This is a genomic window from Streptomyces sp. NPDC046831, from assembly GCF_040645305.1.
In the GTDB taxonomy this organism is placed as follows: Bacteria; Actinomycetota; Actinomycetes; order Streptomycetales; family Streptomycetaceae; genus Streptomyces.
Genome location: NZ_JBEYXZ010000057.1, coordinates 1 through 23,791 on the forward strand (window position 1 = coordinate 1; position 23,791 = coordinate 23,791).

The 23,791-nt window shown below is 72.8% G+C and carries 23 protein-coding genes and 1 other RNA gene; 4 read left to right on the plus strand and 20 right to left on the minus strand.

Annotated elements, in window-relative coordinates; all coding sequences use genetic code 11:
* Positions 1–271: 271 nt before the first annotated feature.
* The 9 genes from ABZ920_RS29515 to ABZ920_RS29555 form a co-directional block, all read right to left on the minus strand.
* The gene (locus tag ABZ920_RS29515) at positions 272–1,042 is read right to left on the minus strand and encodes a zf-HC2 domain-containing protein (RefSeq protein WP_361511575.1); all 771 of its coding nucleotides are present in this window, start codon (positions 1,040–1,042) and stop codon (positions 272–274) included.
* A 38-nt stretch (positions 1,043–1,080) separates the two neighbouring features.
* Positions 1,081–1,662 (minus strand): sigma-70 family RNA polymerase sigma factor, encoded by a 582-nt coding sequence (locus ABZ920_RS29520; RefSeq protein WP_361511578.1) that lies wholly within the window; start codon positions 1,660–1,662, stop codon positions 1,081–1,083.
* 292 nt (positions 1,663–1,954) lie between these two features.
* Positions 1,955–2,542, minus strand: a complete 588-nt coding sequence (locus tag ABZ920_RS29525; RefSeq protein ID WP_361511580.1) for an ABATE domain-containing protein — start codon at positions 2,540–2,542, stop codon at positions 1,955–1,957.
* A 141-nt stretch (positions 2,543–2,683) separates the two neighbouring features.
* A complete protein-coding gene (locus ABZ920_RS29530; RefSeq protein WP_361511582.1) occupies positions 2,684–3,835 on the minus strand; it encodes a uroporphyrinogen-III synthase in 1,152 nt (383 codons plus the stop codon).
* A 106-nt stretch (positions 3,836–3,941) separates the two neighbouring features.
* Positions 3,942–5,318, minus strand: a complete 1,377-nt coding sequence (locus ABZ920_RS29535) for a nitrate/nitrite transporter (protein ID WP_361511585.1) — start codon at positions 5,316–5,318, stop codon at positions 3,942–3,944.
* A 156-nt stretch (positions 5,319–5,474) separates the two neighbouring features.
* A complete protein-coding gene (locus ABZ920_RS29540; protein WP_361511588.1) occupies positions 5,475–6,725 on the minus strand; it encodes an acyltransferase in 1,251 nt (416 codons plus the stop codon).
* Entirely contained in the window at positions 6,722–8,926 is a 2,205-nt protein-coding gene (locus ABZ920_RS29545) for a glycosyltransferase (RefSeq protein WP_361511591.1), read from the minus strand. Before ABZ920_RS29545 ends, ABZ920_RS29540 begins: the two co-directional genes overlap by 4 nt.
* Positions 8,926–9,924: a translation initiation factor IF-2 gene (locus ABZ920_RS29550; RefSeq protein WP_361511594.1), complete on the minus strand. Its 999-nt coding sequence runs from the start codon at positions 9,922–9,924 to the stop codon at positions 8,926–8,928. The genes ABZ920_RS29545 and ABZ920_RS29550 overlap by 1 nt, the downstream gene beginning before the upstream one ends.
* 200 nt (positions 9,925–10,124) lie before the next feature.
* Entirely contained in the window at positions 10,125–11,090 is a 966-nt protein-coding gene (locus ABZ920_RS29555; RefSeq protein ID WP_361511597.1) for a LysR family transcriptional regulator, read from the minus strand.
* A gap of 106 nt (positions 11,091–11,196) precedes the next feature.
* Here ABZ920_RS29555 and ABZ920_RS29560 point away from each other — a divergent pair, with 106 nt between their 5' ends.
* The gene (locus ABZ920_RS29560; RefSeq protein WP_361511600.1) at positions 11,197–12,510 is read left to right on the plus strand and encodes an MFS transporter; all 1,314 of its coding nucleotides are present in this window, start codon (positions 11,197–11,199) and stop codon (positions 12,508–12,510) included.
* A gap of 36 nt (positions 12,511–12,546) precedes the next feature.
* On the plus strand, positions 12,547–12,960 hold the full coding sequence (locus ABZ920_RS29565; protein WP_361511603.1) for a VOC family protein: 414 nt from the start codon (positions 12,547–12,549) through the stop codon (positions 12,958–12,960).
* 117 nt (positions 12,961–13,077) lie between these two features.
* On the opposite strand, the gene ABZ920_RS29570 is transcribed toward ABZ920_RS29565, so the two are convergent.
* Together ABZ920_RS29570 and ABZ920_RS29575 are read right to left on the minus strand one after the other, a co-directional pair.
* A complete protein-coding gene (locus ABZ920_RS29570; protein WP_361511606.1) occupies positions 13,078–13,326 on the minus strand; it encodes a DUF397 domain-containing protein in 249 nt (82 codons plus the stop codon).
* Positions 13,323–14,141, minus strand: coding sequence for a helix-turn-helix transcriptional regulator (locus ABZ920_RS29575; protein WP_361511609.1), 819 nt, complete (start codon positions 14,139–14,141; stop codon positions 13,323–13,325). Before ABZ920_RS29575 ends, ABZ920_RS29570 begins: the two co-directional genes overlap by 4 nt.
* 140 nt (positions 14,142–14,281) lie before the next feature.
* Here ABZ920_RS29575 and ABZ920_RS29580 point away from each other — a divergent pair, with 140 nt between their 5' ends.
* Positions 14,282–14,731, plus strand: a complete 450-nt coding sequence (locus tag ABZ920_RS29580; RefSeq protein ID WP_361511612.1) for an ATP-binding protein — start codon at positions 14,282–14,284, stop codon at positions 14,729–14,731.
* Positions 14,732–14,755: 24 nt separating this feature from the next.
* Here the strand turns inward: ABZ920_RS29580 and ABZ920_RS29585 are convergent, their stop codons facing one another.
* From ABZ920_RS29585 to ftsE, 7 genes are all read right to left on the minus strand, one after another.
* Positions 14,756–15,739 (minus strand): PHB depolymerase family esterase, encoded by a 984-nt coding sequence (locus ABZ920_RS29585; RefSeq protein WP_361511615.1) that lies wholly within the window; start codon positions 15,737–15,739, stop codon positions 14,756–14,758.
* A gap of 347 nt (positions 15,740–16,086) precedes the next feature.
* Positions 16,087–16,482, minus strand: a transfer-messenger RNA (tmRNA) gene (gene ssrA / locus ABZ920_RS29590).
* Between the two features lie 289 nt (positions 16,483–16,771).
* Entirely contained in the window at positions 16,772–17,251 is a 480-nt protein-coding gene (gene smpB / locus ABZ920_RS29595) for an SsrA-binding protein SmpB (RefSeq protein ID WP_361511617.1), read from the minus strand.
* A 76-nt stretch (positions 17,252–17,327) separates the two neighbouring features.
* A complete protein-coding gene (locus ABZ920_RS29600; RefSeq protein ID WP_361511620.1) occupies positions 17,328–17,660 on the minus strand; it encodes a putative quinol monooxygenase in 333 nt (110 codons plus the stop codon).
* A 158-nt stretch (positions 17,661–17,818) separates the two neighbouring features.
* Complete coding sequence (locus ABZ920_RS29605) at positions 17,819–18,988, minus strand: S41 family peptidase (RefSeq protein ID WP_361511623.1); 1,170 nt, start codon at positions 18,986–18,988, stop codon at positions 17,819–17,821.
* 68 nt (positions 18,989–19,056) lie between these two features.
* Positions 19,057–19,974: a permease-like cell division protein FtsX gene (ftsX, locus tag ABZ920_RS29610; RefSeq protein WP_361511626.1), complete on the minus strand. Its 918-nt coding sequence runs from the start codon at positions 19,972–19,974 to the stop codon at positions 19,057–19,059.
* Positions 19,975–20,005: 31 nt separating this feature from the next.
* Positions 20,006–20,695: a cell division ATP-binding protein FtsE gene (gene ftsE, locus ABZ920_RS29615; protein WP_067235911.1), complete on the minus strand. Its 690-nt coding sequence runs from the start codon at positions 20,693–20,695 to the stop codon at positions 20,006–20,008.
* A 240-nt stretch (positions 20,696–20,935) separates the two neighbouring features.
* Here ftsE and ABZ920_RS29620 point away from each other — a divergent pair, with 240 nt between their 5' ends.
* Complete coding sequence (locus tag ABZ920_RS29620; RefSeq protein WP_361511629.1) at positions 20,936–21,127, plus strand: hypothetical protein; 192 nt, start codon at positions 20,936–20,938, stop codon at positions 21,125–21,127.
* Positions 21,128–21,248: 121 nt separating this feature from the next.
* On the opposite strand, the gene ABZ920_RS29625 is transcribed toward ABZ920_RS29620, so the two are convergent.
* Together ABZ920_RS29625 and prfB are read right to left on the minus strand one after the other, a co-directional pair.
* Positions 21,249–21,995 (minus strand): hypothetical protein, encoded by a 747-nt coding sequence (locus ABZ920_RS29625; protein WP_361511632.1) that lies wholly within the window; start codon positions 21,993–21,995, stop codon positions 21,249–21,251.
* Positions 21,996–22,285: 290 nt separating this feature from the next.
* Positions 22,286–23,401 carry a peptide chain release factor 2 gene (prfB, locus tag ABZ920_RS29630; protein ID WP_361511634.1) on the minus strand — a complete coding sequence of 372 codons (1,116 nt, stop codon included), beginning with the start codon at positions 23,399–23,401 and terminating at the stop codon, positions 22,286–22,288.
* Between the last annotated feature and the right edge of the window lie 390 nt (positions 23,402–23,791).

Here is a 23,791-nt window from a genome sequence, read left to right on the forward strand (position 1 = left end):
GGACCGCGCGGCGGGCGGGCAGCCCCCGGCACGCACCCTCCCGCCCGTGGGCGGCTGCCGCACGTCACCAGGACCGCGCGGCGGGCGGGCAGCCCCCGGCACGCACCCTCCCGCCCGTGGGCGGCTGCCCCACGTCACCAGGACCGCGCGGCGGGCGGGCAGCCCGCGACACGCTCCCTTCCGTCCGTGGGCGGCTGCGGGGCCTGCGCGCGGCGGGTGGGCGGCTGGGGGGCCTTCCGGGTGCCGGAGGCGGCCGCGCGGCGGGCGGGGGTCAGGTGTCGACCTCCACCAGGCGCTTGCCGTCGAAGGTCATGACCTCGAAGTGGTCGATCTCGTTCGGGGTGAGGGCGGCGCCGCCGTGGACGTAGAGCGGCTGCTTGGCCTGCTCCGTCTTGGCGTTCGGGACGCCGTAGCCCCAGTTGGGGACCGACCAGGACGTCACCGTCTCGCGTTCGCCGTCCTTGCCGACGGCGATGAGCGAGCACTTCTTGGGGCCGGTGACGTTCTTCAGCTGGAGCACCGCGTGCGTGCCCCAGTCCCGCTTCTCCATGGCGACGGTCGCGGTGACGTGGGTCGCCGGGTCCGTGGCCGTCCGCCGGTCGGACATCGTCTGGAAGGCGGACTGGGCGGGGCCGGCGGCCATGGCGTCGCCGCCGCCGTCCGAGCCGCCGGTCGCCGTGAGTACGGTCAGCGGGCCGCCGATGATCAGTGCGGCCGCGGCGGCGACCAGGTAGAAGCCGCGGCGGCGCTTGCGCGCGCGGCGCTCGGCGACCTCGTCGACGAGCTTCTCGGCCAGCCGCGGACTGGGCCTGGCCGACAGCGACTCGCCGATCGCGGGCGTGCCGGAACCCGGCATGTCCGCGAGGGCGGCCAGCATCGGCTCCATCCCGGCCAGTTCGTCGAGTTGCTGGGCGCACCACTCGCAGGTGGCGAGGTGTGCCTCAAAAGCGGTTGCCTCGGCGTCGTCGAGGATGCCGAGGGCGTAGGCGCCGACGGTCTCGTGCTCGTTCGGGGCCGGTGATCCCTGCATGGGGCCAGACATACCCGAACCACCCGTTCCGAACCCCCCGTAAGTGCTCATCACGCCGTCACCCCCCGCTCCTCCAGAGCCAGCTTCATCGACCGCAGGGCGTAGAACACCCGGGAGCGGACCGTGCCGCTGGGTATGCCCAGCGTCTGCGCCGCCTCATTGACCGTACGCCCCTTGAAATACGTCTCGACCAGCACCTCCCGGTGGGCCGGGGTCAGGTCGTCCAGCGCGTCCGACAGCGTCATCAACCACAGCGCCTTGTCGATCTCGTCCTCCGCGGGAATGACCTCCAGCGGCGACGGATCGACCTCCTGCGGCCGGGCCTGCCGGCTGCGGTGGCCGTCGATGACGATGCGCCGGGCGACCGTCACCAGCCAGGGGCGTACCGAACCGGTCGCACGATTGAGCTGACCGGCGTTCTTCCAGGCACGGATGAGCGTCTCCTGCACCACGTCCTCGGCGCGCTGCCGGTCTCCGGCGACCAGCCGCAGGACATACGCGAGGAGGGGTCCGGCGTGTTCACGGTAGAGCGCACGCATCAGCTCCTCGTCAGGCTCCGAGGGCTGGGACATGCGATGTCGGGCCCTCGATCCACGTTCCTTGGCCACGACGGAATCCTTGCGCACGCCCACCTCCGATGTCCGGGGGTTCCCCCAGTCGGTCGCTCGCCGACGGGTACGGACGGGGAGTGCGCGATGTTCAAAGCGGGGCTGGGGTTTTCTGCGGGCCGGTGTGACGAGCGGGACATGAGCGCACATTCTCCCCGCACGATGTTTACATTTCCGGCACGTCGCCGCCGGGCGGTGCGGCTGCCCCTACGGGACCGTGACCAAACGGAGTGTTGTGCACATCACATGGCCGATCGGTCCGCCCAGGGCGACAACGGGCCATCCGAGAGGGCTTGGTGAGGGTCCGTTGGGTTGTTCAGGCCCGGGCCGGGGCGGTGCGGCGGCGGTGGCGGGCCACCCGTTCCCGGTTGCCGCAGACCTCGCTGGAGCACCAGCGCCTGCGGCGGCCCCGCGACGTGTCCAGGTACACGATGGGGCAGTTGTCGCCCTCGCACTGGCGCAGCGCGGCCCGGGCGGCGGGGTCGGTGAGCAGGTCCACGGCGTCGCGCGCGACGGCGGCGAGCAGGCCGGCGCACTCCGGGGAGGCGGCCAACTCCCGTACGAGGGCGCCGTCCTCGCCGGTGACGGCACGGGGCGCGGGTGGCGCGGCCCGGGCGATGTCGTTGACGCGGGCAAGCGCGGGGCCGTGGGGGCGGCCCTCGGGCACGAGGCAGGCCCGCACCAACGACGCGATGTGGCCCCGCAGTTCGCGGAAGGCGAGGAGCCAGGAGGCGTCGGCGTGCGCCAGCGGGGTGCCCCGCGGGACGAGTCCGGAGCCGGTGATCCAGGCGCGCAACGGCTCGACGGAGTCCAGCCGTTCGCCGGGATGGGTGGTGGCGAGCAGATCCAGGCAGATCCGCCCGGCGTCGAACCGTAGCTCGTACGGGGCCGTACCCAGTGCCATGTGCCTGTCACCGCCTGGGGTCACCCGGGCCGGCGGGTGCCGGTGAGGTGCCTGTCGAGGGCTGGGGAACCGCTTGCTCCCACAGTGCCCGTCCTCCGTCGCGGCCGGAACCCCCCGCGGGGGCTCCGGCCGGTCCGGGCGTCAGGCGTCGGCGTACTTGCTGTCCGCCGCCGGATCCAGGGCGAGGCGGTAGCCGCGCTTGACCACCGTCTGGATCAGCTTCGGCGCGCCGAGCGCCGTCCGCAGCCGGGCCATCGCCGTCTCCACCGCGTGCTCGTCGCGGCCCGCGCCCGGCAGCGCGCGCAGCAGCTCGGCCCGCGCCACCACCCAGCCCGGCCGCCGCGCCAGCGCCCGCAGCAGCGCCATGCCCGCGGGCGGTACGGGCTTCAGCTCGCCGTCCACCAGGACCGCGTGCCCGCGGATCTCCACCCGGTGCCCGGCCACCGGCAGGGCCCGGGCCCGGCCCGGCAGTTCGCGGCACAGCAGCTGCACCAGCGGGCCGAGCCGGAAGCGCTCCGGCTGCACGGTGTCCACGCCGCGGGCCTGCAGCGGCAGCGCCGTGACCGGTCCGACGCAGGCGGGCAGCACGTCGTGGCCGAGGGCCGACAGCAGCTCCGGCAGCAGTCCGCGCTCCTCGGCGCGGGAGAGCAGGGAGGCGGCGGCGGGCGCGCTGGTGAAGGTGAGCGCGTCCAGGCCGCGGGAGACGGCGGCGTCGAGCAGCCGGTCGAGCGGGCCGGTGTCCTCCGGGGGCATCCACCGGTAGACGGGGACCGGAACCACCTCGGCGCCCCCCTCCCGCAGTGCCTCCACGAAGCCCGGCAGCGGCTCGCCGTGCAGCTGGACCGCGATCCGCCGCCCTTCGACGCCCTCCTGAAGCAGCCGGTCGAGCACCTCCGCCATGGACTCCGACGACGGCGACCACTCCTCCGTCAGCCCCGCGGCCCTGATCGCGCCCTTGACCTTGGGTCCGCGGGCCAGCAGCCGCACCCCGCGCAGCCGGTCCAGCAGCGCCTCGCCGAGCCCCCAGCCCTCGGCGGCCTCGACCCAGCCGCGGAAGCCGATCGCGGTGGTGGCCACCGCGACGTCGGGGTGCGCGCCGATGATCTCCTTGGTGGCGGCGAGGAGCTCGCCGTCGTCGGCGAGCGGCACGATGCGCAGGGCGGGCGCGTGCACGACGGCCGCGCCGCGCCGCTGGAGCAGCGCCCCGAGTTCCTCGGCCCGGCGCGCGGCCGTCACGCCCACGGTGAACCCGGCCAGGGGCCCGTGTTCCGGTCGCTGCTGTTCGTCGTCCATCACGTTCTCGTCCCGCGCTCGAGGAGTTCGTCCCTGCCGCGTGCCGGACCGAGCCTGTCAACGGCATGTGACGGGCCCGGTTCGGCGCGATGTCCCCAGTGTTACGTCAGACCTCCGCGTACCCCGGCTGCGGGGCCGGCTCGGCGGCGACGGTGGCGGTACGGTCCCGTCCGGCCGGGCGGCGAAGGTATACCGCCCAGGTGACCGCCACCGCGACGCCGTAGAAGGCGAGGAAGGCGGCGAAGGCGCCCGTGCCGGAGCCGTGGGAGAGGAAGGACTGGCGGAAGGCGAGATTGATGCCGACGCCGCCGAGCGCGCCCACCGCGCCGATCAGCCCCATGGACGCGCCGGACAGCCGGCGCCCGTAGGAGGCGGCCTCCTCCCCCGTCAGCCCCAGGGCCAGCGCCTTGGCCCGGAAGATGCCGGGGATCATCTTGTAGGTCGAGCCGTTGCCGAGCCCGCTGAGCACGAACAGCACGACGAAGACGGCGACGAACAGCGCCAGCGAGTTCCGCAGGCCGGCCAGGACGGCCGTCGCGGCGGCCATGGCGACGAAGGTCCACAGGGTGATCCGGGCCCCGCCGTACCGGTCGGCCAGCCGGCCGCCGACCGGGCGGACGAGGGAGCCGAGGAGCGGGCCGATGAACGTGAGGTAGGCGGCCTGCAGCGGGGTCCGCCCGAACTGGTTCGTCAGGACCTGCCCGAACGCGAAGCTGTAGCCGATGAAGGAGCCGAAGGTGCCGACGTAGAGGAACGCCATGATCCAGGTGTGGGCGTCCTTCGCGGCGTCCCGGGCGGCGCCGGTGTCGTTCCTCAGGGTGGCGAGGTTGTCCATGTGGCGGGCGGCCAGGCCGGCGGCGACGACGATCAGCGGGATGTAGATCCCGAGCAGCACCCGCGGTCCCCCGCCGGCGCCGATGACGGCGAGGGCGGCGAGCTGGATGACGGGCACGCCGATGTTGCCGCCGCCGGCGTTGAGGCCGAGGGCCCAGCCCTTCTGCCGCAGCGGGAAGAAGGCGTTGATGTTGGTCATGGACGAGGCGAAGTTGCCGCCGCCGATGCCGGCGAGGAGCCCGGTCCACAGGAAGGTGGAGAAGGACGTGCCCGGCTCCATCACGGCGAAGGCGGCGACCGTCGGGACGAGCAGCAGGCCCGCGGAGACGACGGTCCAGTTCCGGCCGCCGAACACCGCGACGGCGAAGGTGTAGGGCACCCGGGCCACGGCTCCGACCAGCGTCACCACGGACGTCAGCAGGAACTTGTCCGCCGGCGTCAGCCCGTACTCCGGCCCCATGAACAGCACCAGCACGGACCACAGCGTCCACACCGAGAACCCGATGTGCTCGGACAGGACCGAGAACAGCAGGTTGCGCCGGGCGGTCCTCTCCCCGCCCGCCTGCCAGAACGTCTCGTCCTCCGGGTCCCACCGCTCGATCCAGCGGCCTTTCCTGATCGGTGCGGGGGCTGTGCTCGGGGCTGTCATGACGCCTCCACGGTGCTCCGGTGCTCGGGTCGTTCGACGCGTGCTGAGTCCCGACGGTAGGAAGGCCGCGTTTCGGCCCTGTGGCACCGGGTGACCGGGAGAAGACGTTGCTCTCACCCGGCGGGCGGGCCGGGTGAGAGGTCCGTCGGACGGCGTTCAGGAGCGGTGGCGGTTCTCTCCGCGCCGTGGGCCGTCGGGCCACAGCCGCGGGCGGCGCCCCGCCGCCACGTCCTCGATCCAGCCGAACGCCAGGACGGCCAGGCCGATCAGGGGCCACACCAGGACCAGCGCCAGGACCGGGTAGGCCGCGTCCAGCTCCGCCGCGCCTTCCGCGCCGCTGAGGAACGGCAGCCGGTAGGCCTGGTCCAGCAGCGGCACGGTGGCCGCGATCAGCAGGTTGTGCCACAGGTAGAGGGTGACCGCGCGGTTGTTGGAGAGGGTGACCAGCCTCTCCCAGCGGCGCAGCCGGCCCGGCAGCTCCCGCCAGGACGGGGAGTACTGCAGGAGGATCACGACGAACCCGAAAGAGAAGGTGGCCTGGGCGAGCGGGATGTCGTTGAGGTCCAGGCCCTCCGGACCGGGGTGGCCGGAGGCCCACCAGAGGCCGAACGCCATCAGCAGGGCCGCGCCGGAGACGGCCGCGTAGCGCGGGATCCGCGCCAGGACGCCCTCGTGGTGGGCGAAGCCCAGAACCCAGCAGCCGCCGTACACCGCGAAGTCGGTGACGGCGTTGCCCGTCTCGCCGGGGATGGTGACCAGGCCGGTTCCGACGACGGCGGCCAGGGCCGGCGGGACCGCGAGGGTGGCCCACGGCGCCCGGCGGAACGCCCGCAGCAGCAGCGGCGAGGCCAGCACGAACCAGAGGTAGGCGCGCAGGTACCACAGCGGTCCCGCCGCGTCCTCGGCCCAGGTGCTCTCCAGCAGGCCCGACGGGGAGCCGAGGTGCGCCGGGTAGGGCGGGGCGCCGACGGGGACGACGTAGTCGAACAGCGACAGCAGGCCCCAGGTGCCGCCGTGGTCGGGGTCGTCCGCCGGGTTCCAGCCACCCGCGAACATCAGCGCGAGCACCACCGCGGCGAACGCCCACAGCGGGGGCAGCAGGCGCCGGACCCGGCTCCTGATCACGCTCGCCGCCGGGCGGTCGAGCGAGCGCGCCATCAGGGAGCCCGCCAGCGCGAACATCACGCCCATCGACGGGAACAGCACCGTCAGCCACGCCCAGCCGAACAGGTGGTAGAGCACGACCCGCAGGAGGGCGAGCGTGCGCAGCAGGTCCAGGTAGCGGTCACGGCCGGCTTTCCCAGGGGCGGTCGCGGGCTCCGGTTCGGCGCCGCGCTGCCGCGGGAGGACCGGTGCCGGCACCGTGTCCGGGTCCGCGCCCGTCCCCGCGGGCTGTCCGTGGATCATGCGACCGGCCTCCGATCATCGCTGCCGTCGTGGGTGCGCTGCTGCGGCATCGGCGGCGCGACCGGCGCCTCGACGACACCGGTGCGCCGCAGTTTCTGCCAGCGCAGCCGGCCGCCGGTGAGCGCCGTGATCCAGGACTGGAGCAGCACGACGTACATCAGCTGGCGGTAGAGGATCTGCTGCAGCGGCAGCGAGACCAGGTGCGTCATCCGTTCCCGGTCCAGGCGGAAGGCGTAGGCGGCGCAGACCGCCTGCACCGCCAGGACACCCAGCCAGGCCGCGATCGTCTTCTGCGCCGGGCCGAAGACGACCCCGTACAGCAGGAACACGTCGATGAGCGGGGCCAGCAGCGGAGCGACCACCATGAACAGCGACACCAGCGGCAGGCCGACCCGGCCGAAGCGGCCGGACGGCCCGCGGTCCAGCAGCGCCCCGCGGTGCTTCCAGATCGCCTGCATGGTGCCGTAGGACCACCGGTAGCGCTGGGACCACAGCTGCTGGACCGACTCCGGCGCCTCGGTCCAGGCGCGGGCCTTCTCGGCGTACACCACCCGCCAGCCGTCGCGGTGCAGCGCCATGGTGATGTCGGTGTCCTCGGCGAGCGTGTCGTCGCTCATGCCGCCGACCCGTCGCAGGGCCGAGCGCCGGAAGGCGCCGACCGCGCCGGGGATCGTCGGCATGCAGCGCAGGATGTCGTACATCCGCCGGTCGAGGTTGAAGCCCATCACGTACTCGATGTGCTGCCAGGCCCCGATGAGCGAGTCGCGGTTGCCCACCTTGGCGTTGCCGGCTACGGCGCCGACGCGCGGGTCGCCGAAGGGCTGCACCAGTTCGCGCACCGTGGACGGCTCGAACACCGTGTCGCCGTCCATCATCACGATCAGGTCGTGGCGGGCGTGGGCGATGCCCCGGTTCAGTGCCGCGGGCTTGCCCGCGTTGGCCTGCCGGACGACGCGCACGCCGGGCAGGCCCATGGCCTCGACGATGTCCGCGGTGCCGTCGCTGGAGCCGTCGTCGACGACGAGCACCTCGATCGGGTGCTCGCTCGCCGTCAGGGAACGCACCGTGTTCTCGATGCACTTGGCCTCGTTGTACGCCGGGACCAGCACCGACACCGGTTCGGTGACCGGCCTGCCCCAGCGGAAGCCGGGGCGGCGGACCCGGCGGGCGTGGGCGCCGGAGAGCAGGAACATCAGCACGAAGCGTGCGATGACGAGCCCGCCGACCACGGCCAGGCACACCGCCAGGGCGTCGGTGATGCGCTCGGACGCCTGGACCAGGAAGATCCACGCCCTGGCCTTCCACAGGCCGGGGCCGGTGACGGGGGTGTGCGCGCTCGGCGCGTTCAGCGCCTCGGTGAGGTTGTCGAACCGGTAGCCCCGGGCCTTGAGTTCGGGCAGCAGCCGGTCCAGTGCCCGCACCGTCTGGTGGCGGTCGCCGCCGGAGTCGTGCATGAGAACGATGGCGCCCTTGCCGCCGACGGGCGTGGCACGGCTGACGATGGCGTCGACGCCGGGCTTGCGCCAGTCCTCGCTGTCGATGTCGTTGACGACGGTGATGTAGCCGCGGCCGCCGACGTACCGGGTCACCGGCCAGGAACGGTCGTCCATGGCGTCGGCGGAGGAGGAGTACGGCGGGCGGAACAGGGAGGTGCGGATGCCGGCCGCGCCGGTGATCGCGAGCTGGGTCTGGGACAGCTCCCAGTCGATGCGCCCCGCCGACTGGTACGACAGGTCGGGGTGGTTGAAGGTGTGCAGTCCGACCTCGTGGCCCTCGCGCACCATGCGCCGGACCAGCTCCGGGTAGCGGCTGGTCATGGTGCCGGTGACGAAGAAGACCGCGTGCGCGTGGTGCTTCCTGAGCACGTCCAGCACCCTGGGCGTCCAGGTCGGGTCGGGGCCGTCGTCGAAGGTGAGGACCAGCCGGTGGTCGGGGACGCGCAGTCCGTCCGGGTGACCGGCCCGGGTGTCGATCACCGGGCCGCCGTCGAGGACGCTTCCGGGGACCTTGCCGGTGGCGGCCTCGGAGCGGACGCGGTGGTCGGCCAGGATCTCGCTGTGCACGTATCCGCGCAGCATCAGCATCGCCATGAGCACGGCGAGCAGGAGGGTGGGCAGCAGCAGGCGCAGGGGCAGACGGCGTCGGCGGGAGCCGTTCCGGGCCGCGGTCCACGCGCCGGAACGGCGGGTGCGGGAGTTCATCACGCGGCGCTCTCCGCGGAGGCCGGGGCCGGGGCGGCGGTGCCCGGCTCGCTCGTCACGGGCGCGGGATCGCCGGCGCCGCTGCCGGAGGAGGCCGTGGGCCCGGAGGAACCCGTGGGACCCGCCTCGCCCGGCGCGCTCGTCACGGGCACCGGGTCGCCCGGGCCCGCGGCGACCGGGCCGCTGCCGCCGGTGCCGGAGCCGCCCCCGGTCGGGGAGGGGGACGGGTCGGGCGAGGACGGGCTGGCGCTCGGGTCGGGCGTGGCGGTGAGCGGCGGCGGTGACGACTGCGCGACGGGGACGGTCGGGCCCGGCTTGACGGGCTGCGTGGTCGCGGTGGCGCTCGGCCGGGGAGCGGCGGAGGCGCCCGGTCGGCGGGGTGCGGCGGAGCCGCGGGGCGCACCGGTGGTGGCGCCGGGTGCCGGCTTCACGCCGGTCCCCGCCACCACCGGAGTGCCGGGCACCACCCAGCCGCCGCCGGAGCCGGGCGGCGGGGCGGGGTCGGTGGGAGCGGGAGTGATGTCGACCTTGCTCGACGACGGCTCGTCGTCCTGCCCCGGCACGGGCAGCCAGGGCGCGTTGGAGTTGCCCGAGACCAGGGTGACGACGATGACGACGGCGTAGGCCGCGCAGGCCGTGCCCACGGCCAGGCCGACCCGGCGGAGCCGGCGGCTGCGGCGGCCGGACGCGTCCACGAAGACGGGGCCCTCGCCGCCGTCCTGCTCCGACGGCACCGCGGCGCGGTCCAGCCGGACGGTCATCTCGCCCGTGCCCGGGTCCGGGGCCGGGTGCGAGTCCGGGTCCGGGTGCGAGTCCGGGTCCGGGTCGTGGCCGGCGGCCGGGTGGTGGCCGGCGGCCGGGTCGTGGCCGGCGGCCGGCTCCGGGCCGAACCCGGGGTCCTGCCACGGGTCTTCGATCCGCGGCACCGCCGCCGGGCCCGTCTCCGGCTCGGCCCGGTCGCCGGACGCGGCGGCGGGGTTCGCCCCGGTCGCGGACACGGCTGATTGCTCCGGACGGGCGTTTTCCCGCCACTTCTTCACGCGCAACGTACTTTCCCCCACGGGACTCGACGGGCGCGCACACGACTCCGAGCGCCTGTCGCCGGACCGGCCCCCACCGGCCCGAGCGCCCCCCTTGGCTTTACCGTGCTCGGAGGGCAAGAACGTAGTACCCGTCAGAGGGGCAAACGCCCGAAGTATCAACCCTGAACGGAATTGACCGTTTCGTCGACGGCCGGAATCCATCCCTGGACAGGTCGTCGCAACCATCCGTGCGCCGCCGCCAGTTCCGCCGCCGCCCGCCGCAGCGCGTCGAGCGCGGGGTGCGCCAGCCCCCGGCGCCAGACCAGCGAGACCGGCGACAGCGGCACGGGGTCGGCCAGCGGCCGGACCACCGTCCCCGGCAGGGCCGGGAAGCCGACCACCGCGAGGACGGGATGGCCCGTCTTGGCGATGATGCGCTGGAACTCCTCCTCGCCCACGGCCAGCGGGGCCGGCGGGGCGACCTTGATGCCGCGCCCGTCGAACAGGCGGTGCGCGAGGTCGGTCCACTCCGGGGTGCGCGGGTTGCCCGCACCGGCGTACACCGTCTCGCCGGCCAGCGCGTCCAGCGGCACCGACGGCAGGGACGCCAGCGGGTGCTCCCGGGGCAGCACGATCGCCATGGGCTCGAACCGCACGAGCTGGTGCGCCAGCCGGGCCCGCAGCCCGGGCTCCAGCCCGGCGAAGCGGCCGAACGACGCGTCCAGGCGCCCGGCGAGGAGTTCGGCCGCCGCGTACGTCAGCCCGCTCTCGAAGCGGGCCATGATCTCCTGCTCGGGGGCGAGTTCCCGGGCCCGGTAGAGCACCCGGCGCCCGGTGACCAGGCCCGGGGAGTTCAGGTCGACCAGCAGCGGACGGGCCTGCCCGAAGGCGGACAGCAGTGCGTCCTGGGCCTCCAGCACCCGCCGCGCGTACGGCAGCAGCCGCTCGCCGTCGGGCGTCAGCGTCACCTGCCGGGTCGAGCGGACGAACAGGTCGGCGCCCAGTTCCCGCTCCAGCCGCCGCACGTCCCGGCTGAGGGCCTGCTGGGCCACGTACAGCCGGGCCGCGGCCCGGGTGAAGTGCAGTTCCTCGGCGACAGCGACGAAGGCGAGCAGCAGACGGGGGTCCAGGTGGGCGGGCATGCGGCGAACCTACAACGCTGCCGCCGGACGATTGACAACCCGGGTGCGTGAATCCGTCGGCGACAGGTGTTGGACCTCGCGCTCCGCCGCACGGGACGTTGTGTGCATGCCGCAACGGACTCCCGGGAAAGAACCCCTGCTCACCGTCACGGCCGATGCGCTCGTCGCCGTCGACTTCGGCCCGCGCCGGCGCGGTGCCCGCCCGCCCGGCCCGTACCGCCGGCTGTTCGCCGTCCCCGGCACCCGGGCCTTCACCGCCGGGAACCTGATCGCCCGGCTGCCGCAGGGCATGTTCGGCGTGAGCACGGTCGTCATGATCGCCGGGGCGCGGGGTTCGTACGCCCTCGCCGGCGCGGTGACCGCCACCGGGCTCGCGGCGAGCGCGGTGACCGCTCCCTGGATCGCGCGGCTGGTGGACCGGTACGGCCAGGCCCGCGTCGCCGTGCCCGCGACGGTCTGCGCGGTGCTGGGCAGCCTCGCGCTGCTGCTGTGCGTGCACTTCGGCACCGCCGACTGGACCCTGTTCGCCGCGTACGCCGCCACGGCCACCACCCCCAACACCGGCGGCATGTCCCGCGCCCGCTGGGCCCACCTGCTGCGCGGCGACGCGAAGGCCCTGCACACCGCGAACTCCTTCGAACAGGCGGCGGACGAGCTGTGCTTCATGCTGGGCCCGGCCCTCGCGGCCTTCCTGTGCGGGACCTTCTTCCCCGAGGCGGGCACGCTCACCGGCGCGGTGCTGCTGCTCACGGGGGTCCTGCTGTTCGCCGCCCAGCGCGCGACCGAGCCGCCGCCCGCACCGCGCACCCGCGCGAAGGCGCCGATCACCGCTCCCGGGATGCCGGGCGTGCTCCTGGTGTGCCTGGCCATGGGCGCGGTGTTCGGCGCGCTGGAGGTGGTCACCGTCGCCTTCGCCGACGCGCAGGGGCACCGCACGGCGGCGGGCGTGGCGCTCGGCCTGCAGGCGGCCGGCTCCTGCGCGGCCGGCCTGCTGTACGGGGCGCTGCGGGCGGCCGGCCCGGCCGCCCGGCGGCTGCCGTGGTGCGTCGCCGCGATGACGGCGCTGATGACGCTGCCGCTGCTGGCCGCTTCCCTGACCGGCTCCCTCCTGCTGCTGTCGGCGGCCCTGCTCGTCGCCGGCACGGCGACCGCGCCGACGATGATCACCAACATGACCCTGGTGCAGCGGCGCACCCCCGAGGGCCGCCTCAACGAGGGCATGACGCTGGCGGTGACCGGCCTGCTCGGCGGCATCGGCTGCGGCAGCGCGGCCGGCGGCTGGGTGGTCGAGCACCTGTCGCCGACGGCCGGCTACGGGGTGCCGGTGACGGCCGCGGCACTGGCGCTGCTGATCTCGCTGGGTCAGCGGACCGCTGATCATCGGCCTGACGGAATGTTTTCCCGGCAGCGGGGACTCTGAGGGGAGCGGATGACGCGCTCGTCGATCGGAGGGCCCATGGCCGAGTACCCCCGGCTGAACCAGACCGTCCTGGACACCACCAGGCCGAGAGAACTGGCCGAGTTCTACCGGCGGTTCCTGGGCCTGACGTACCGGCCCGGTGACGAACCCCCGGCGGACGGCGCGGCCGACGAGCCGGACTGGCTCGTCCTGCGGAACTCCGACGGAGTCAACCAGCTCGCCTTCCAGCGCGTCGACCGCCTGCCCCGGACGACGTGGCCCGAGCACGACGTCCCGATGCAGCTGCACATCGATCTCACCGTCCCGGACCGGGCCGAGCTGACCAGGCAGCGCGAACAGGCGGAAGCGCTGGGCGCCGAGCTGCTCCTCGACCGGTACGACGACCCCGAGGAACCGCTGTACGTGCTGGCGGACCCGTCGGGCCACCCGTTCTGCCTCTTCGTCCCCTGAGAGCGGCTGTGCGCGGCGCGCGTCGACGCGCGCCGCGCACGGCACGGTTGACTGGGCCACGGTGAGCCCCCGCGCGGCTCGGTCGGGCCGGAAGGGCCGCGGCTCGGAGCCCGGGGCTCAGGCTCCGTGGGCCGCGTACGCGAGAAAGGCGGCCCAGGCGCCCGCGGGGACGGCGAAACGGGGGCCGCGTGCTCCGAGCTTCGAGTCGCGGACCTGGATGGCCCGGGGCGTGGCGGCTGCCGCTCCACAGGCACAGCCTGAGGAATCGTTGCGGCACGACTCGCCCCACGCATAGGCGACTTCGAGGCAGGCGCCACCTTGGGAGTCGCTGTAGCTGGACTTGAACCATGCCAGCGTGTCGCTCATAACGACTGGGCCACCTTCCTGATGAACGCCGCCGATTCCTCAACTCCGAGAGCCTGCATGCGGATCATGCCATGCACCTGGGCCAGATCGCTGACCCGCTCGACGTCAGCATGCAGCACACTGGTCTCGGGGCCTTCGACGTAAGCAAAGCGCTCGCGCTCCGCGTTCTCAAGCAGGATGAAGGAGCCGTTCAGCGCCACGCCACTGCACTTGCCGAAGGGCAGGACCTGGATGGCCACGTTGCGCAGCCCGCTCATCTCCGACAGGTCAAGCAGTTGCCGCCTCATCACCTCCGGTCCGCCCACCTCCGTGCGTAGCGCTGCTTCGTAGAGGACGAAGCCGTAGACGGTCTTGGTGCAGCGGGTGAGCGCCTCCTGCCTGACCAGGCGCGCTCTGACACGCTCCTGAACCGTTTCGTCGTCCAGCGGCGGACAACTGCCGCCGATCAGCGCCAGCGCGTACTCCCTCGTCTGCAGCAGCCCGGGGACCAACGCCAGTGAGTAGTCGTGCACGGCGATTGCGTCCGCCTCCAGCGCCATGTACTCCTGTGACCGCGCCGGGAACGGCTCCGGCTTCAGGAACTCGTGGGCCGCCGCGAGTTTCCCCCGGGCCCCGCACATCTGGTCCGCGATCTGCAGCAGCCGCAGCGTCGGCCGGCGCCTGCCGCACTCCATCGACTTCACGTACTCGTAGTCGTACCCGGCCTCGTCGGCGAGGGCCTGCCGGCTGACGCCCGCCTCCTCGCGCCACAGCTTGATCTGCCCGCCGCAGTACCGCCAGTTCTGCTGGGCCTGCTGGGACTCCCCCGACGCCACGCGCTCCCACCCGCCTCCCGCTGCCACGCCGTGTACAAGCACGCCGCGTACCCGTTCCGCCACTCGTGAGGTTAGGCGGCGGACAGCAGCCTGATCACCGCAAACGACGGAGAATCACACGCAAGGGAACCACGCCGCGCATGCCGACCCCGCTCCCGGGCCCCGACTCCCGCCCCTCCCCCGCCGCCCTCCCGCAGGACATCGAGTGGCGCCTTCCCCGCCACGCCCGCAGCGTCGGCCGGGCCCGCACGCTGCTGCGCGAACAGGCCGCCTCCTGGAAGCTGCCCGACGAGGTGACGGAGACCGCCGTCCTCCTGCTGAGCGAGCTGATGACGAACGCCTACCGCCACGCGAAGGTCCCCCCGGGCCGCGAGATCCGGGCCCGCTGCGTCCTGGGGGCGGACCGCCTCCGCGTCTCGGTGACGGACGCGAGCGACACGCTGCCCGCGCCCCGTGAGGCCGCGCCCGAGGACGAGTCGGGCCGGGGCCTGGCCCTGGTGGCGGCGCTGGCGCGGGAGTGGGGTGCCGAACCGCGGGCCGCCGGCATCGGCAAGACCGTCTGGTTCGAACTGGGCACTCCCGCGCCGTAGCCGCCGTGTGTCAGGGGGCCGGTGTCATCCCAGGCCCCAGGCCTGGCCCAGCCGGTGGGCGGCACACAGGTTCACGTCGAGGAAGTAGGAGGCGGCGGTCCCGCACTGCGTGCTCCCGGTGCCGGGATCGACGGGCTGCCCGTGTCCCATGCCGGTGACGCTGTACGTCTCGACGACGGCGTTGCCGGCCGGGCCCCGGAAGACCTGGTGGGGATACCCGGCGACCGTGTCGCTGACGTCGGCCGTCTGGTCGGCGCCGTGGACGTCGGTCCACTGCCTCGTCAGGTCGGTCATGTTGACGGGCTTGACGGTGTAGTCGGCCGTGCCCTGGAAGACGGTCAGCGTCGGCCAGGGGCCGGTGTAGCCGGGCCGGGCGGCCCGCACCCGGTCGCCCCACTGCTTCGCGGTCTGGGTGGCGCCGACGTACATGCAGACGTACGGCGACCCGGCGGCCTGCGCGCAGCCGTACGGCAGCCCGGCCGCGATCCCGCCCGCGGCGAACTTCTCCGGGTACGCCGCCATCATCACGGCGGTCATGCCGCCGCCCGCGGACAGTCCGGTGACGTACACGCGTCCGGCGTCGCCGGAGACGTCGGCGAGCTGCCGGTCGACCATCTGCGCGACGGACGCGGCCTCGCCCCGGCCGCGCTCGATGTCACCGGCCTGGAACCAGTCGAAGCAGGTGGAGAGGTTGTTGGCGGACTGCTGCTGCGGCAGCACGACCGAGAAGCCCCAGCGGTCGGCGAGCTGGAGCCATCCGCTGTTGTCGCCGTAGCCGGCGGCGTCCTGGGTGCACCCGTGCAGGGCGACGACGACGGGCCGGCCGGCGGCCAGACCGGGCGGGACGTACCGGAACATGCGCAGGGCACCGGGGTTCGTGCCGAACCCGGTGACCTCCTGGAGGGAGACGGCCGCCGTGGCGCTGCCGGGCGCGATCAGGGCGGCGAGCAGGGCGACCAGCAGGGTCGCGAGGACGGTGACGTGACGTGCGGCTCTGGTGTGTGTCATGTCCGCGGAAGCTAGAAGCGTCAACGTCCCGCCGATATGGGCTGGGACCCCACACGCGGCGGCCCCGGCCTGTGCCCGCGCCACGGCCGCTCACAGATGACCGCGGGCCCCCACGGGCAGTGCCCTGGCCGACCGGTACCGGTTCCTGCGGCCGACGGTCGTCATCCATCCTCCGAGCGGCACGAAGGCATGCAGGGCGCCATGTCCGTCCTTCACGGTATCGCCCTCAGGCGCCCCCGGTCTGCGGACCCCGGCCGGAGCACCCCCAGGGCGCACGACAAGGGCCCCGCCGCTCGGAAGCGGCGGGGCCCTCGCCCACAGGGGTGGGAGGCTCGGTGGCCTCCCGATCGTGGAGATGGCGGGAATCGAACCCGCGTCCAACGGTGCGGAACCAGGGCTTCTCCGTGTGCAGTCCGCTTCGCTTTTCTCGGCCCCGGAGATCACGCGGACAAGTCTCCGACGGGCTCAGTCACTGTGTGGTTTCCCTCTTCACCCCGTGACCGGGATCAAGGTTTAGTTCCCTAGCTGATGCCAGGATCCGGGTCGGGAACAGCCCCGGGCTGACACTCCCATTAGGAGGCTCGCTCTGGCTACCTGAGATCAGGCAGCGAGGGCGAAGGCCTGGGAGGAATCGCGCTTGGTGTTGGCGATTATTTTTTTCGGCCTGTGGTTTACGAGATCATGGCCGCTTCCTCGACACGCTTCCCCTGCTTCGACAACCGCTGTCGAAACCGATCATCCCCATGTTGATTTTTCAAACCGCGCCCCTCGCGAGGAGGGACTCTCGCACCGGCTGTGCGGTGCGATGCCATCGTACGTGACCAACACACGTCGGTGCCAGCGTATTCCGGCGGGTGCCCGGCCGGCGTCCCCGAGAGGCCGCCCGCCCCGGCACCTCGTACAACAGGGCCGGGCGCCCGGACATTCCCGCCCGGCCGACGCCGCCGGGCGGGCCGTCCCGCCTCGCGGAGGCTCCCGCCCGCAGCCGGCGCCTGGCTCCGGGCGGCCCCGGCGGGGCGCCGGCCCGGAATGTCAGGCGCGCTGCCGGCGCCGGGCCGCCGACACCGCGCGGTCGGCCTCGCGCCGGTCCTGCTTCTCGCGGAGCGTCTGCCGCTTGTCGTACTCCTTCTTGCCCCTCGCGAGCGCGATCTCGACCTTGGCCCGGCCGTCCTTGAAGTACAGGGCGAGGGGCACGATCGTGTGACCCGTCTCCTGGGACTTGGACTCCAGCTTCTCGATCTCCGCGCGGTGCAGCAGGAGCTTCCGCTTGCGGCGGGCGCTGTGGTTGGTCCACGTGCCCTGGCTGTACTCGGGCACGTGCACGTTGTACAGCCACGCCTCGTGCCCGTCGAGCTGGACGAAGCCGTCGACCAGCGACGCGCGCCCCTGGCGCAGCGACTTCACCTCGGTGCCGGTGAGGACCATGCCGGCCTCATAGGTGTCGAGGATGTGGTAGTCGTGCCGCGCCTTCTTGTTCTGCGCGATCAGCTTGCGCCCTGTTTCCTTAGCCATAGTGCCGACCATTTTCGCACTACGGAGGGGGTTGCGGGCCAGTCGATTGCCGGATCGCCGCGCGCGCTGCCCGGTGTCACCCCTCCTGCGGTACCTCCATCTCCCCTAGGCGGGACCAGTCGTCCTGGGGGACGGTGACGTTCACGATGCGGGGCGTCTCCGCCAGGTGGCGCGGGAGGGTCCGGCAGGCGGTCCTGAAGTGCTCGGACCCGACGTGCGCCGCGCCGGCCTCGTCGTCGCGGAACGCCTCGGTCAGCAGGTACTCGGTCGGGTCCTCGACACTGCGGGCCCACTCGAACCACAGGCACCCCGGCTCACTGCGGGTCGCCTGGGTGAACTCCCGGGTGATCTCGGGCCAGGCGTCCGCGTGCTCGGGCAGCACACGGAACTTCGCGGTAATGAAGATCATCGGATTCCTCGCATGTGTTGTGCCGGTCGCTGCCGGCGGTCCGGGTGGCCCGGGGGGCCGGGCGCCTCCCTTTCTACCCGCTCGCACGGCGGTGATCGCTCCGCGGGGCGGGCTTCACCTCGGCTGCGGTCACGCCCGTCCCGGACGGGCCGGCCGCCTCAGGACGGGTCGCCCAGGCCGCTCAGGACCGTCTCCGCCCGCCGCACGGCGTCCTCGCCGGCGTCCAGGTCGGGGGTGATGCCCCGGCCGTCGACGGTGCGGCCGGAGGGGGTGCGGTAGTGCCCGACGGTCAGTTCGGCGACGGAGCCGTCGGGGAGCCGGGTGGGCATCTGCACCGCGCCCTTGCCGAAGGTGCGGGAGCCCACGACGACTGCGCGGCCGCGGTCCTTCAGGGCGCCGGTGAGCAGTTCGGCCGCGCTCATCGTGCCCCCGTCGACGAGGGCGACCAGGGGCCGGCGGGTGTCGCCGCCGGGTGCGGCGTGCAGGGCGCGCTGCTCGCCGTCGACGTCGTAGGTGGCGACGAGGCCCCCGTCGAGGAACGCGGAGGCGGTGGTGACGGCCTCGGTGACCAGGCCGCCGGAGTTGCCGCGCAGGTCGAGGATGACCCCGGCGCCGGCGGGCGCCCTGCGCAGGGCGGTGCTCACCTTGTCGCCGGCGCCCTTGGTGAAGGCGGCGATCCTTATCACCGTGACGCCGTCGGCGAGCCGCTGCACGGTGACCGGCTCGGTGGACAGGCTGGCCCGGTGCAGCGTCTGTGTCCATTCCCGGGCGCCGCGCCGCAGGCCGAGGGTGACGGCGGTGCCGGCAGGCGCGTCCTCGGCGTCGCCGCGCAGTAAGGAGACCACCTCGGTGACGGGCATCCCGTCCACCTTCCGGCCGTCGACGCGCAGCAGCCGGTCCCCCTCGCGGATCCCGGCGGCGGCCGCGGGCGAACCGGTCCGCACCCGGGTGACCTCGATGCGGCCGTCCCGCTCGCGCCGAGCCCACAGCCCGACGCCGGTGTACCGGCCGTCGAGCGCCTCCTCGAACTCCTCGTACTCGCCCGGGGAGTAGACGGCGCCCCAGCGGTCCCCGCTGCGGCTGACGGCGCGTTCGGCGGCCTCCATGGGGGACTTGCCGTCGGCCATCGCCTCGGCGGCCGCCCGGGCCACCTCGGCGTGCCGGTCGCCGGAGGCTGCCGAACCGACCGACTCCGGCGGGGACTTGCGGTCCGAGCCGGGCAGGGAGCCCGTCGCCGCACCGGCCACCAGCACGCTCGCGAAGACCAATGTCAGGGCGGCCCCGCGGCCGAAGCGGCGGGGCTGGCGAAACAGGTCACGACCTGACATGCCGGTGAGTGTAGGACAACGCGCGAGGGCCGAACGGCACGTTCGCCGTCCGGCCCTCGCGGCATGCGTCACACCTTCAGATACTTGCGCAACGCGAAGAACGCGGCCAGCGCGGGCATCAGCAGGCTGGTGGCGAGGATGAGCGGCAGCTTCGTCAGCACCGCGTCCCAGCCGATGAAGTTGATGAGGTTGAGCTTCTGCGACAGGGCCAGGCCGTGGTCGATGATGAAGTAGCGCGCGATCACCAGGAAGCCGCACGCCACCGTGCCGCCGATGAGCCCGGCGACCGCGGCCTCCATGATGAACGGGGCCTGGATGTAGAAGCCCGAGGCGCCCACCAGGCGCATGATCCCGGTCTCGCGCCGGCGGCTGAACGCCGAGACGCGCACCGTGTTGACGATCAGCATCAGCGCCACCACGAGCATCAGCGCCATGATCGCCCGCGCCGCCCAGTTCATGCCGTTCAGCAGCCCGAAGAGGTTGTCCAGGATGCCCTTCTGGTCCTGCACCGACTGCACGCCGTCGCGCCCGTTGAAGGCGCTCGCGATGACCTGGTACTGCTCCGGCTTCTTCAGCTTGATCCGGTAGGACTCCTGCATCTGGTCCGGCGTGAGGGAGCTGGCCAGCGGGGAGTCGCCGAACTGCTCCTTGTAGTGCTTGTACGCGTCGTCCTGCGACTCGTGGGTGACCCTGTCGACGACCTCCATCTTCTTCAGGTCGGCGAGGATCACCTTCTTCTGGTCCTCGGTGACCGCGCCCTTGGCGCAGTTGGGGTCGTTCTCCGCGTCGCTCTTGTTGCAGAGGAAGATCGAGACGTTGACCTTGTCGTACCAGTAGCCCTTCATCGTGTTGACCTGGTCGCTCATGAGGAGCGACCCGCCGAACAGGGCCAGGGACAGGGCGACGGAGACGACGACGGCGAACGTCATCGTCAGGTTGCGGCGGAGACCGACACCGATCTCCGACAGGACGAACTGGGCGCGCATGGCGTCTGGTCAAGCCTTTCCGACGTGGACTTCAGTGCTGGTAGCCGTAGACGCCGCGCGCCTGGTCGCGGACGAGGCGGCCCTTCTCCAGCTCGATGACGCGCTTGCGCATCTGGTCCACGATGTTCTGGTCGTGGGTCGCCATCACCACGGTGGTGCCCGTCCGGTTGATGCGGTCGAGCAGCTTCATGATGCCGACGGAGGTCTGCGGGTCGAGGTTGCCGGTGGGCTCGTCGGCGATGAGCAGCTTGGGCCGGTTGACGAACGCCCGCGCGATGGCCACGCGCTGCTGCTCACCACCGGACAGCTCGCCCGGCATCCGGTCCTCCTTGCCGCCGAGCCCGACGAGGTCGAGCACCTGCGGCACGGACTTGCGGATCTCGCCGCGCGACTTGCCGATGACCTCCTGCGCGAAGGCGACGTTCTCGGCGACCGTCTTGTTCGGCAGGAGGCGGAAGTCCTGGAACACCGTCCCCAGCTGGCGGCGCATCTGCGGCACCTTCCAGTTGGAGAGGCGTGCGAGGTCCTTGCCCAGGACGTGCACCTGGCCGTGGCTGCACCGCTCCTCGCGGAGGACCAGCCGCAGGAAGGTGGACTTTCCCGAGCCGGAGGAGCCCACGAGGAACACGAACTCGCCCTTCTCCACCTCCAGGGAGACATCCCTGAGGGCGGGGCGGGTCTGCTTGGGGTAGACCTTGGAGACGTTGTCGAATCGGATCACGGATGCACCACGGGTCGCCGGGGGTAGATGAGCGTGACCATACGCGAACCGGGTGTGCGAGCGCAGGCGCCGGTCGGCTTGCGCGGTGGTTGTGCGTTTTTGTACCGGGCGACGTGGGTAACACCGTCCGTCTCCGGGGACCCCGCGCTGAATCCCCGGGAACCTGGCACAGTGGAGAAGGGAACGTTCGCGTGTCCCCGAGCGTTGTGTTGGTGGAACCGGTGCAAGGAGGGCGAGCGCATGACGTACGACCGGCTGGTGTGCGCGAGCTGCGCGGCGCCCGTGAGCGAAGGCCGGTGCCCCGTGTGCCGCGCGAACCGCGAGCGGCTGCAGCAGGAGAACTTCTTCGGAGGCCTCAACCCGACGGCACTGATCGCGCTGCTGGTGGTGCTGATCGCGGCGGTGGCACTGCTGGCGCACCAGACGGCCTAGGACCCGGGGCGCGCGCACGACGCGGACGTTTTTCCGGCGGTACGGGAAGGGCCCGGAGCACGATGCTCCGGGCCCTTCTCGTGTCAGGCGTGCCGAGGCTCCGCGGAGCCTGCCGCTACCTTCAGGCGGCGGCGCCGCCGCGGCCGCCCATCATGCGGGGCAGGACGCGGAAGCCGATACCGCCGGCGATCATCGTGGCGGCGCCGACCAGCAGGAACGCGGTCTGACCGGCACCGGTCTCGGCGAGCTCCTCGCCGTTGCCCTGGGCCGAGGGGTTGGCCGGGGTGTCCGCGCCCGTGTCGGTGAGGGCCGAGGTGCCGGCCTCCTGGGCGGAGTTGTCGTTGCCGCCGCCGTTCACGTCGGTGCCGCCACCGCCGTTCACGTCGGTGCCGCCACCGCCGTTGGTGCCGGAGCCACCACCGCCGTTGGTGCCGGAGCCACCGCCCTGGTTGCCGGAGCCACCGCCGTTGTTGCCGGAGCCGCCACCGTTGTTGCCGGAGCCACCGCCGTTGTTGCCGGAGCCGCCACCGTTGTTGCCGGAGCCGCCACCGTTGTTGCCCGGGGTGCTGGGCTGGCCGGGGTTGCTGGGCTCACCCGGGGTGCTCGGCTGGCCCGGGGTGCTGGGCTGACTCGGAGTGCTCGGCGGGGTGCTGGGCTGGCTCGGAGTGCTCGGCGGGGTGCTCGGCTGGCAGTCGGGGTCGACCGAGATGTCGCAGGGGTCGGGCTCACCGTCCGCGGCGACGCCGACACCGGCCGTCAGGTTGATCTCCAGGGCGGAGGCGGCGCCCGCAGCGGTCAGTGAGGCGCCCGCGGCGATCACGGCGCCCGCGGCTATGCGCGCAACGCGGATCCGCGTCTTCTTCGTCATGTGTGTGCTACCCCCAGTAGCTGATCGTCGATGAGGCCGCGCCCGGGGCCGTGATCAACGGAGGTAACTGAACGATGGAGCCCCCCGGTTCACATGCGCCCCTGAGTTACGCATGCCGCGCTTCACCTTTCCCATTTTTCAAAGCATCGTCAAGGCCGTTGCGCACGCGATGTCCCGGTAAGCGATCTTTGCCGGAGGATGAACGATGTGAGTGTGACGCAAATCCCGGACATCCGGATACGAAAATGGCAACTGCCGCCCCGCAGGCGGCAGTTGCCATGTCGACAAAGTTACTTGACCTGCTGTTCCTGCTGCTTGCGCCAGCGAATGCCGGCTTCGAGGAAGCCGTCGATCTCACCGTTGAACACGGCCTCGGGGTTGCCGACCTCGCATTCCGTCCGCAGGTCCTTGACCATCTGGTACGGGTGCAGGACGTAGGACCGCATCTGGTTGCCCCACGAGTTGCCGCCGTCGCCCTTGAGGGCGTCCATCTTGGCCTGCTCCTCCTGACGGCGCCGCTCGAGCAGCTTCGCCTGGAGCACGTTCATCGCGGTCGCCTTGTTCTGGATCTGCGAGCGCTCGTTCTGGCAGGAGACGACGATGCCGGTCGGCAGGTGCGTGATGCGCACCGCGGAGTCGGTCGTGTTGACGCCCTGGCCACCGGGGCCGGAGGACCGGTAGACGTCGATCCGCAGCTCGGTCTCGTCGATCTCGACGTGGTCGGACTGCTCGACGACCGGCAGGACCTCGACGCCGGCGAAGGACGTCTGGCGCCGCCCCTGGTTGTCGAAGGGGGAGATGCGCACGAGCCGGTGGGTGCCCTGCTCGACGGAGAGGGTGCCGTAGGCGTACGGGACCTGCACGGCGAAGGTGGTCGACTTGATGCCGGCCTCCTCCGCGTAGGAGGTCTCGTAGATCTCGGTCTTGTAGCCGTGCCGCTCGGCCCACCGCAGGTACATGCGCTGGAGCCGCTCGGCGAAGTCGGCGGCGTCGACGCCACCGGCCTCGGCGCGGATGTTCACCAGCGCCTCGCGGGCGTCGTACTCGCCGGAGAGGAGGGTGCGCACCTCCATCTCGTCGAGCGCCTTCCGCACGGCGGCCAGCTCGGACTCGGCCTCGGCGCGGGCGTCCGGGTCGTCCTCGGCCTCGGCGAGCTCGAAGAGCACCTCGAGGTCGTCGATCCTGCCGCGCAGGGCCTCGGCCTTCCTGACCTCCGCCTGGAGGTGGGAGAGCCGGCTGGTGATCTTCTGCGCCTCGTCCGGGTTGTCCCACAGGGACGGCACGGCCGCCTGCTCCTCGAGCACGGCGATGTCTGCCCTCAGCTTGTCGAGGTCCAGAACGGCCTCGATCGACTCCATGGTCGAGGAGAGGGACTTGAGCTCTTCGGATACATCGACGACTGCCACGCATCCAGCGTAACGGCTCCGCCAAGCGGCCAGCGCCGGGCGCGGGGTCCGGGCCGGGCGCGGCGGGCGGAAGGGCCCCGACCTGCGTGGCCGGCCGGGGAGTGGCCGGGCGGTCGCCCGCTGTCCCGCTTGCCTCGGCCGGGCGGGGGTGCCGCGGGGGCCGGGGGTCAGGGGGTCAGGGGGTCAGGGGGCCCGGCGGTCAGGGGGCGGCGGACCCGATCGTGTGGGGCGGGGCGCTGTCCGGCCCGCGGCTCCGGGTGGGGACCGGGCGTAGTCCGGCCCGCGGCTCCGGGCAGGGACCGGGCGTAGTCCGGCCCGCGGCTCCGGGCAGGGACCGGGCGTAGTCCGGCCCGCGGCTCCGGGCAGGGACCGGGCGTAGTCCGGCCCGCG

Excerpts from the sequence above, each read along its gene's own strand:
- ABZ920_RS29565 (WP_361511603.1), top strand. The coding sequence starts at position 12,547 with ATGGCCGAGTACCCCCGGCTGAACCAGACCGTCCTGGACACCACCAGG.
- ftsX (WP_361511626.1), bottom strand. The coding sequence starts at position 19,974 with ATGCGCGCCCAGTTCGTCCTGTCGGAGATCGGTGTCGGTCTCCGCCGC.
- ABZ920_RS29585 (WP_361511615.1), bottom strand. The coding sequence starts at position 15,739 with ATGACACACACCAGAGCCGCACGTCACGTCACCGTCCTCGCGACCCTG.
- ABZ920_RS29570 (WP_361511606.1), bottom strand. The coding sequence starts at position 13,326 with ATGAGCGACACGCTGGCATGGTTCAAGTCCAGCTACAGCGACTCCCAA.
- ABZ920_RS29540 (WP_361511588.1), bottom strand. The coding sequence starts at position 6,725 with ATGATCCACGGACAGCCCGCGGGGACGGGCGCGGACCCGGACACGGTG.
- ABZ920_RS29535 (WP_361511585.1), bottom strand. The coding sequence starts at position 5,318 with ATGACAGCCCCGAGCACAGCCCCCGCACCGATCAGGAAAGGCCGCTGG.
- smpB (WP_361511617.1), bottom strand. The coding sequence starts at position 17,251 with ATGGCTAAGGAAACAGGGCGCAAGCTGATCGCGCAGAACAAGAAGGCG.
- ABZ920_RS29545 (WP_361511591.1), bottom strand. The coding sequence starts at position 8,926 with ATGAACTCCCGCACCCGCCGTTCCGGCGCGTGGACCGCGGCCCGGAAC.
- ABZ920_RS29605 (WP_361511623.1), bottom strand. The coding sequence starts at position 18,988 with ATGTCAGGTCGTGACCTGTTTCGCCAGCCCCGCCGCTTCGGCCGCGGG.
- ABZ920_RS29600 (WP_361511620.1), bottom strand. The coding sequence starts at position 17,660 with ATGATCTTCATTACCGCGAAGTTCCGTGTGCTGCCCGAGCACGCGGAC.
- ABZ920_RS29515 (WP_361511575.1), bottom strand. The coding sequence starts at position 1,042 with ATGTCTGGCCCCATGCAGGGATCACCGGCCCCGAACGAGCACGAGACC.
- ABZ920_RS29560 (WP_361511600.1), top strand. The coding sequence starts at position 11,197 with ATGCCGCAACGGACTCCCGGGAAAGAACCCCTGCTCACCGTCACGGCC.
- ABZ920_RS29620 (WP_361511629.1), top strand. The coding sequence starts at position 20,936 with ATGACGTACGACCGGCTGGTGTGCGCGAGCTGCGCGGCGCCCGTGAGC.
- ABZ920_RS29525 (WP_361511580.1), bottom strand. The coding sequence starts at position 2,542 with ATGGCACTGGGTACGGCCCCGTACGAGCTACGGTTCGACGCCGGGCGG.
- ABZ920_RS29580 (WP_361511612.1), top strand. The coding sequence starts at position 14,282 with ATGCCGACCCCGCTCCCGGGCCCCGACTCCCGCCCCTCCCCCGCCGCC.
- ABZ920_RS29555 (WP_361511597.1), bottom strand. The coding sequence starts at position 11,090 with ATGCCCGCCCACCTGGACCCCCGTCTGCTGCTCGCCTTCGTCGCTGTC.
- ABZ920_RS29530 (WP_361511582.1), bottom strand. The coding sequence starts at position 3,835 with ATGGACGACGAACAGCAGCGACCGGAACACGGGCCCCTGGCCGGGTTC.
- ABZ920_RS29625 (WP_361511632.1), bottom strand. The coding sequence starts at position 21,995 with ATGACGAAGAAGACGCGGATCCGCGTTGCGCGCATAGCCGCGGGCGCC.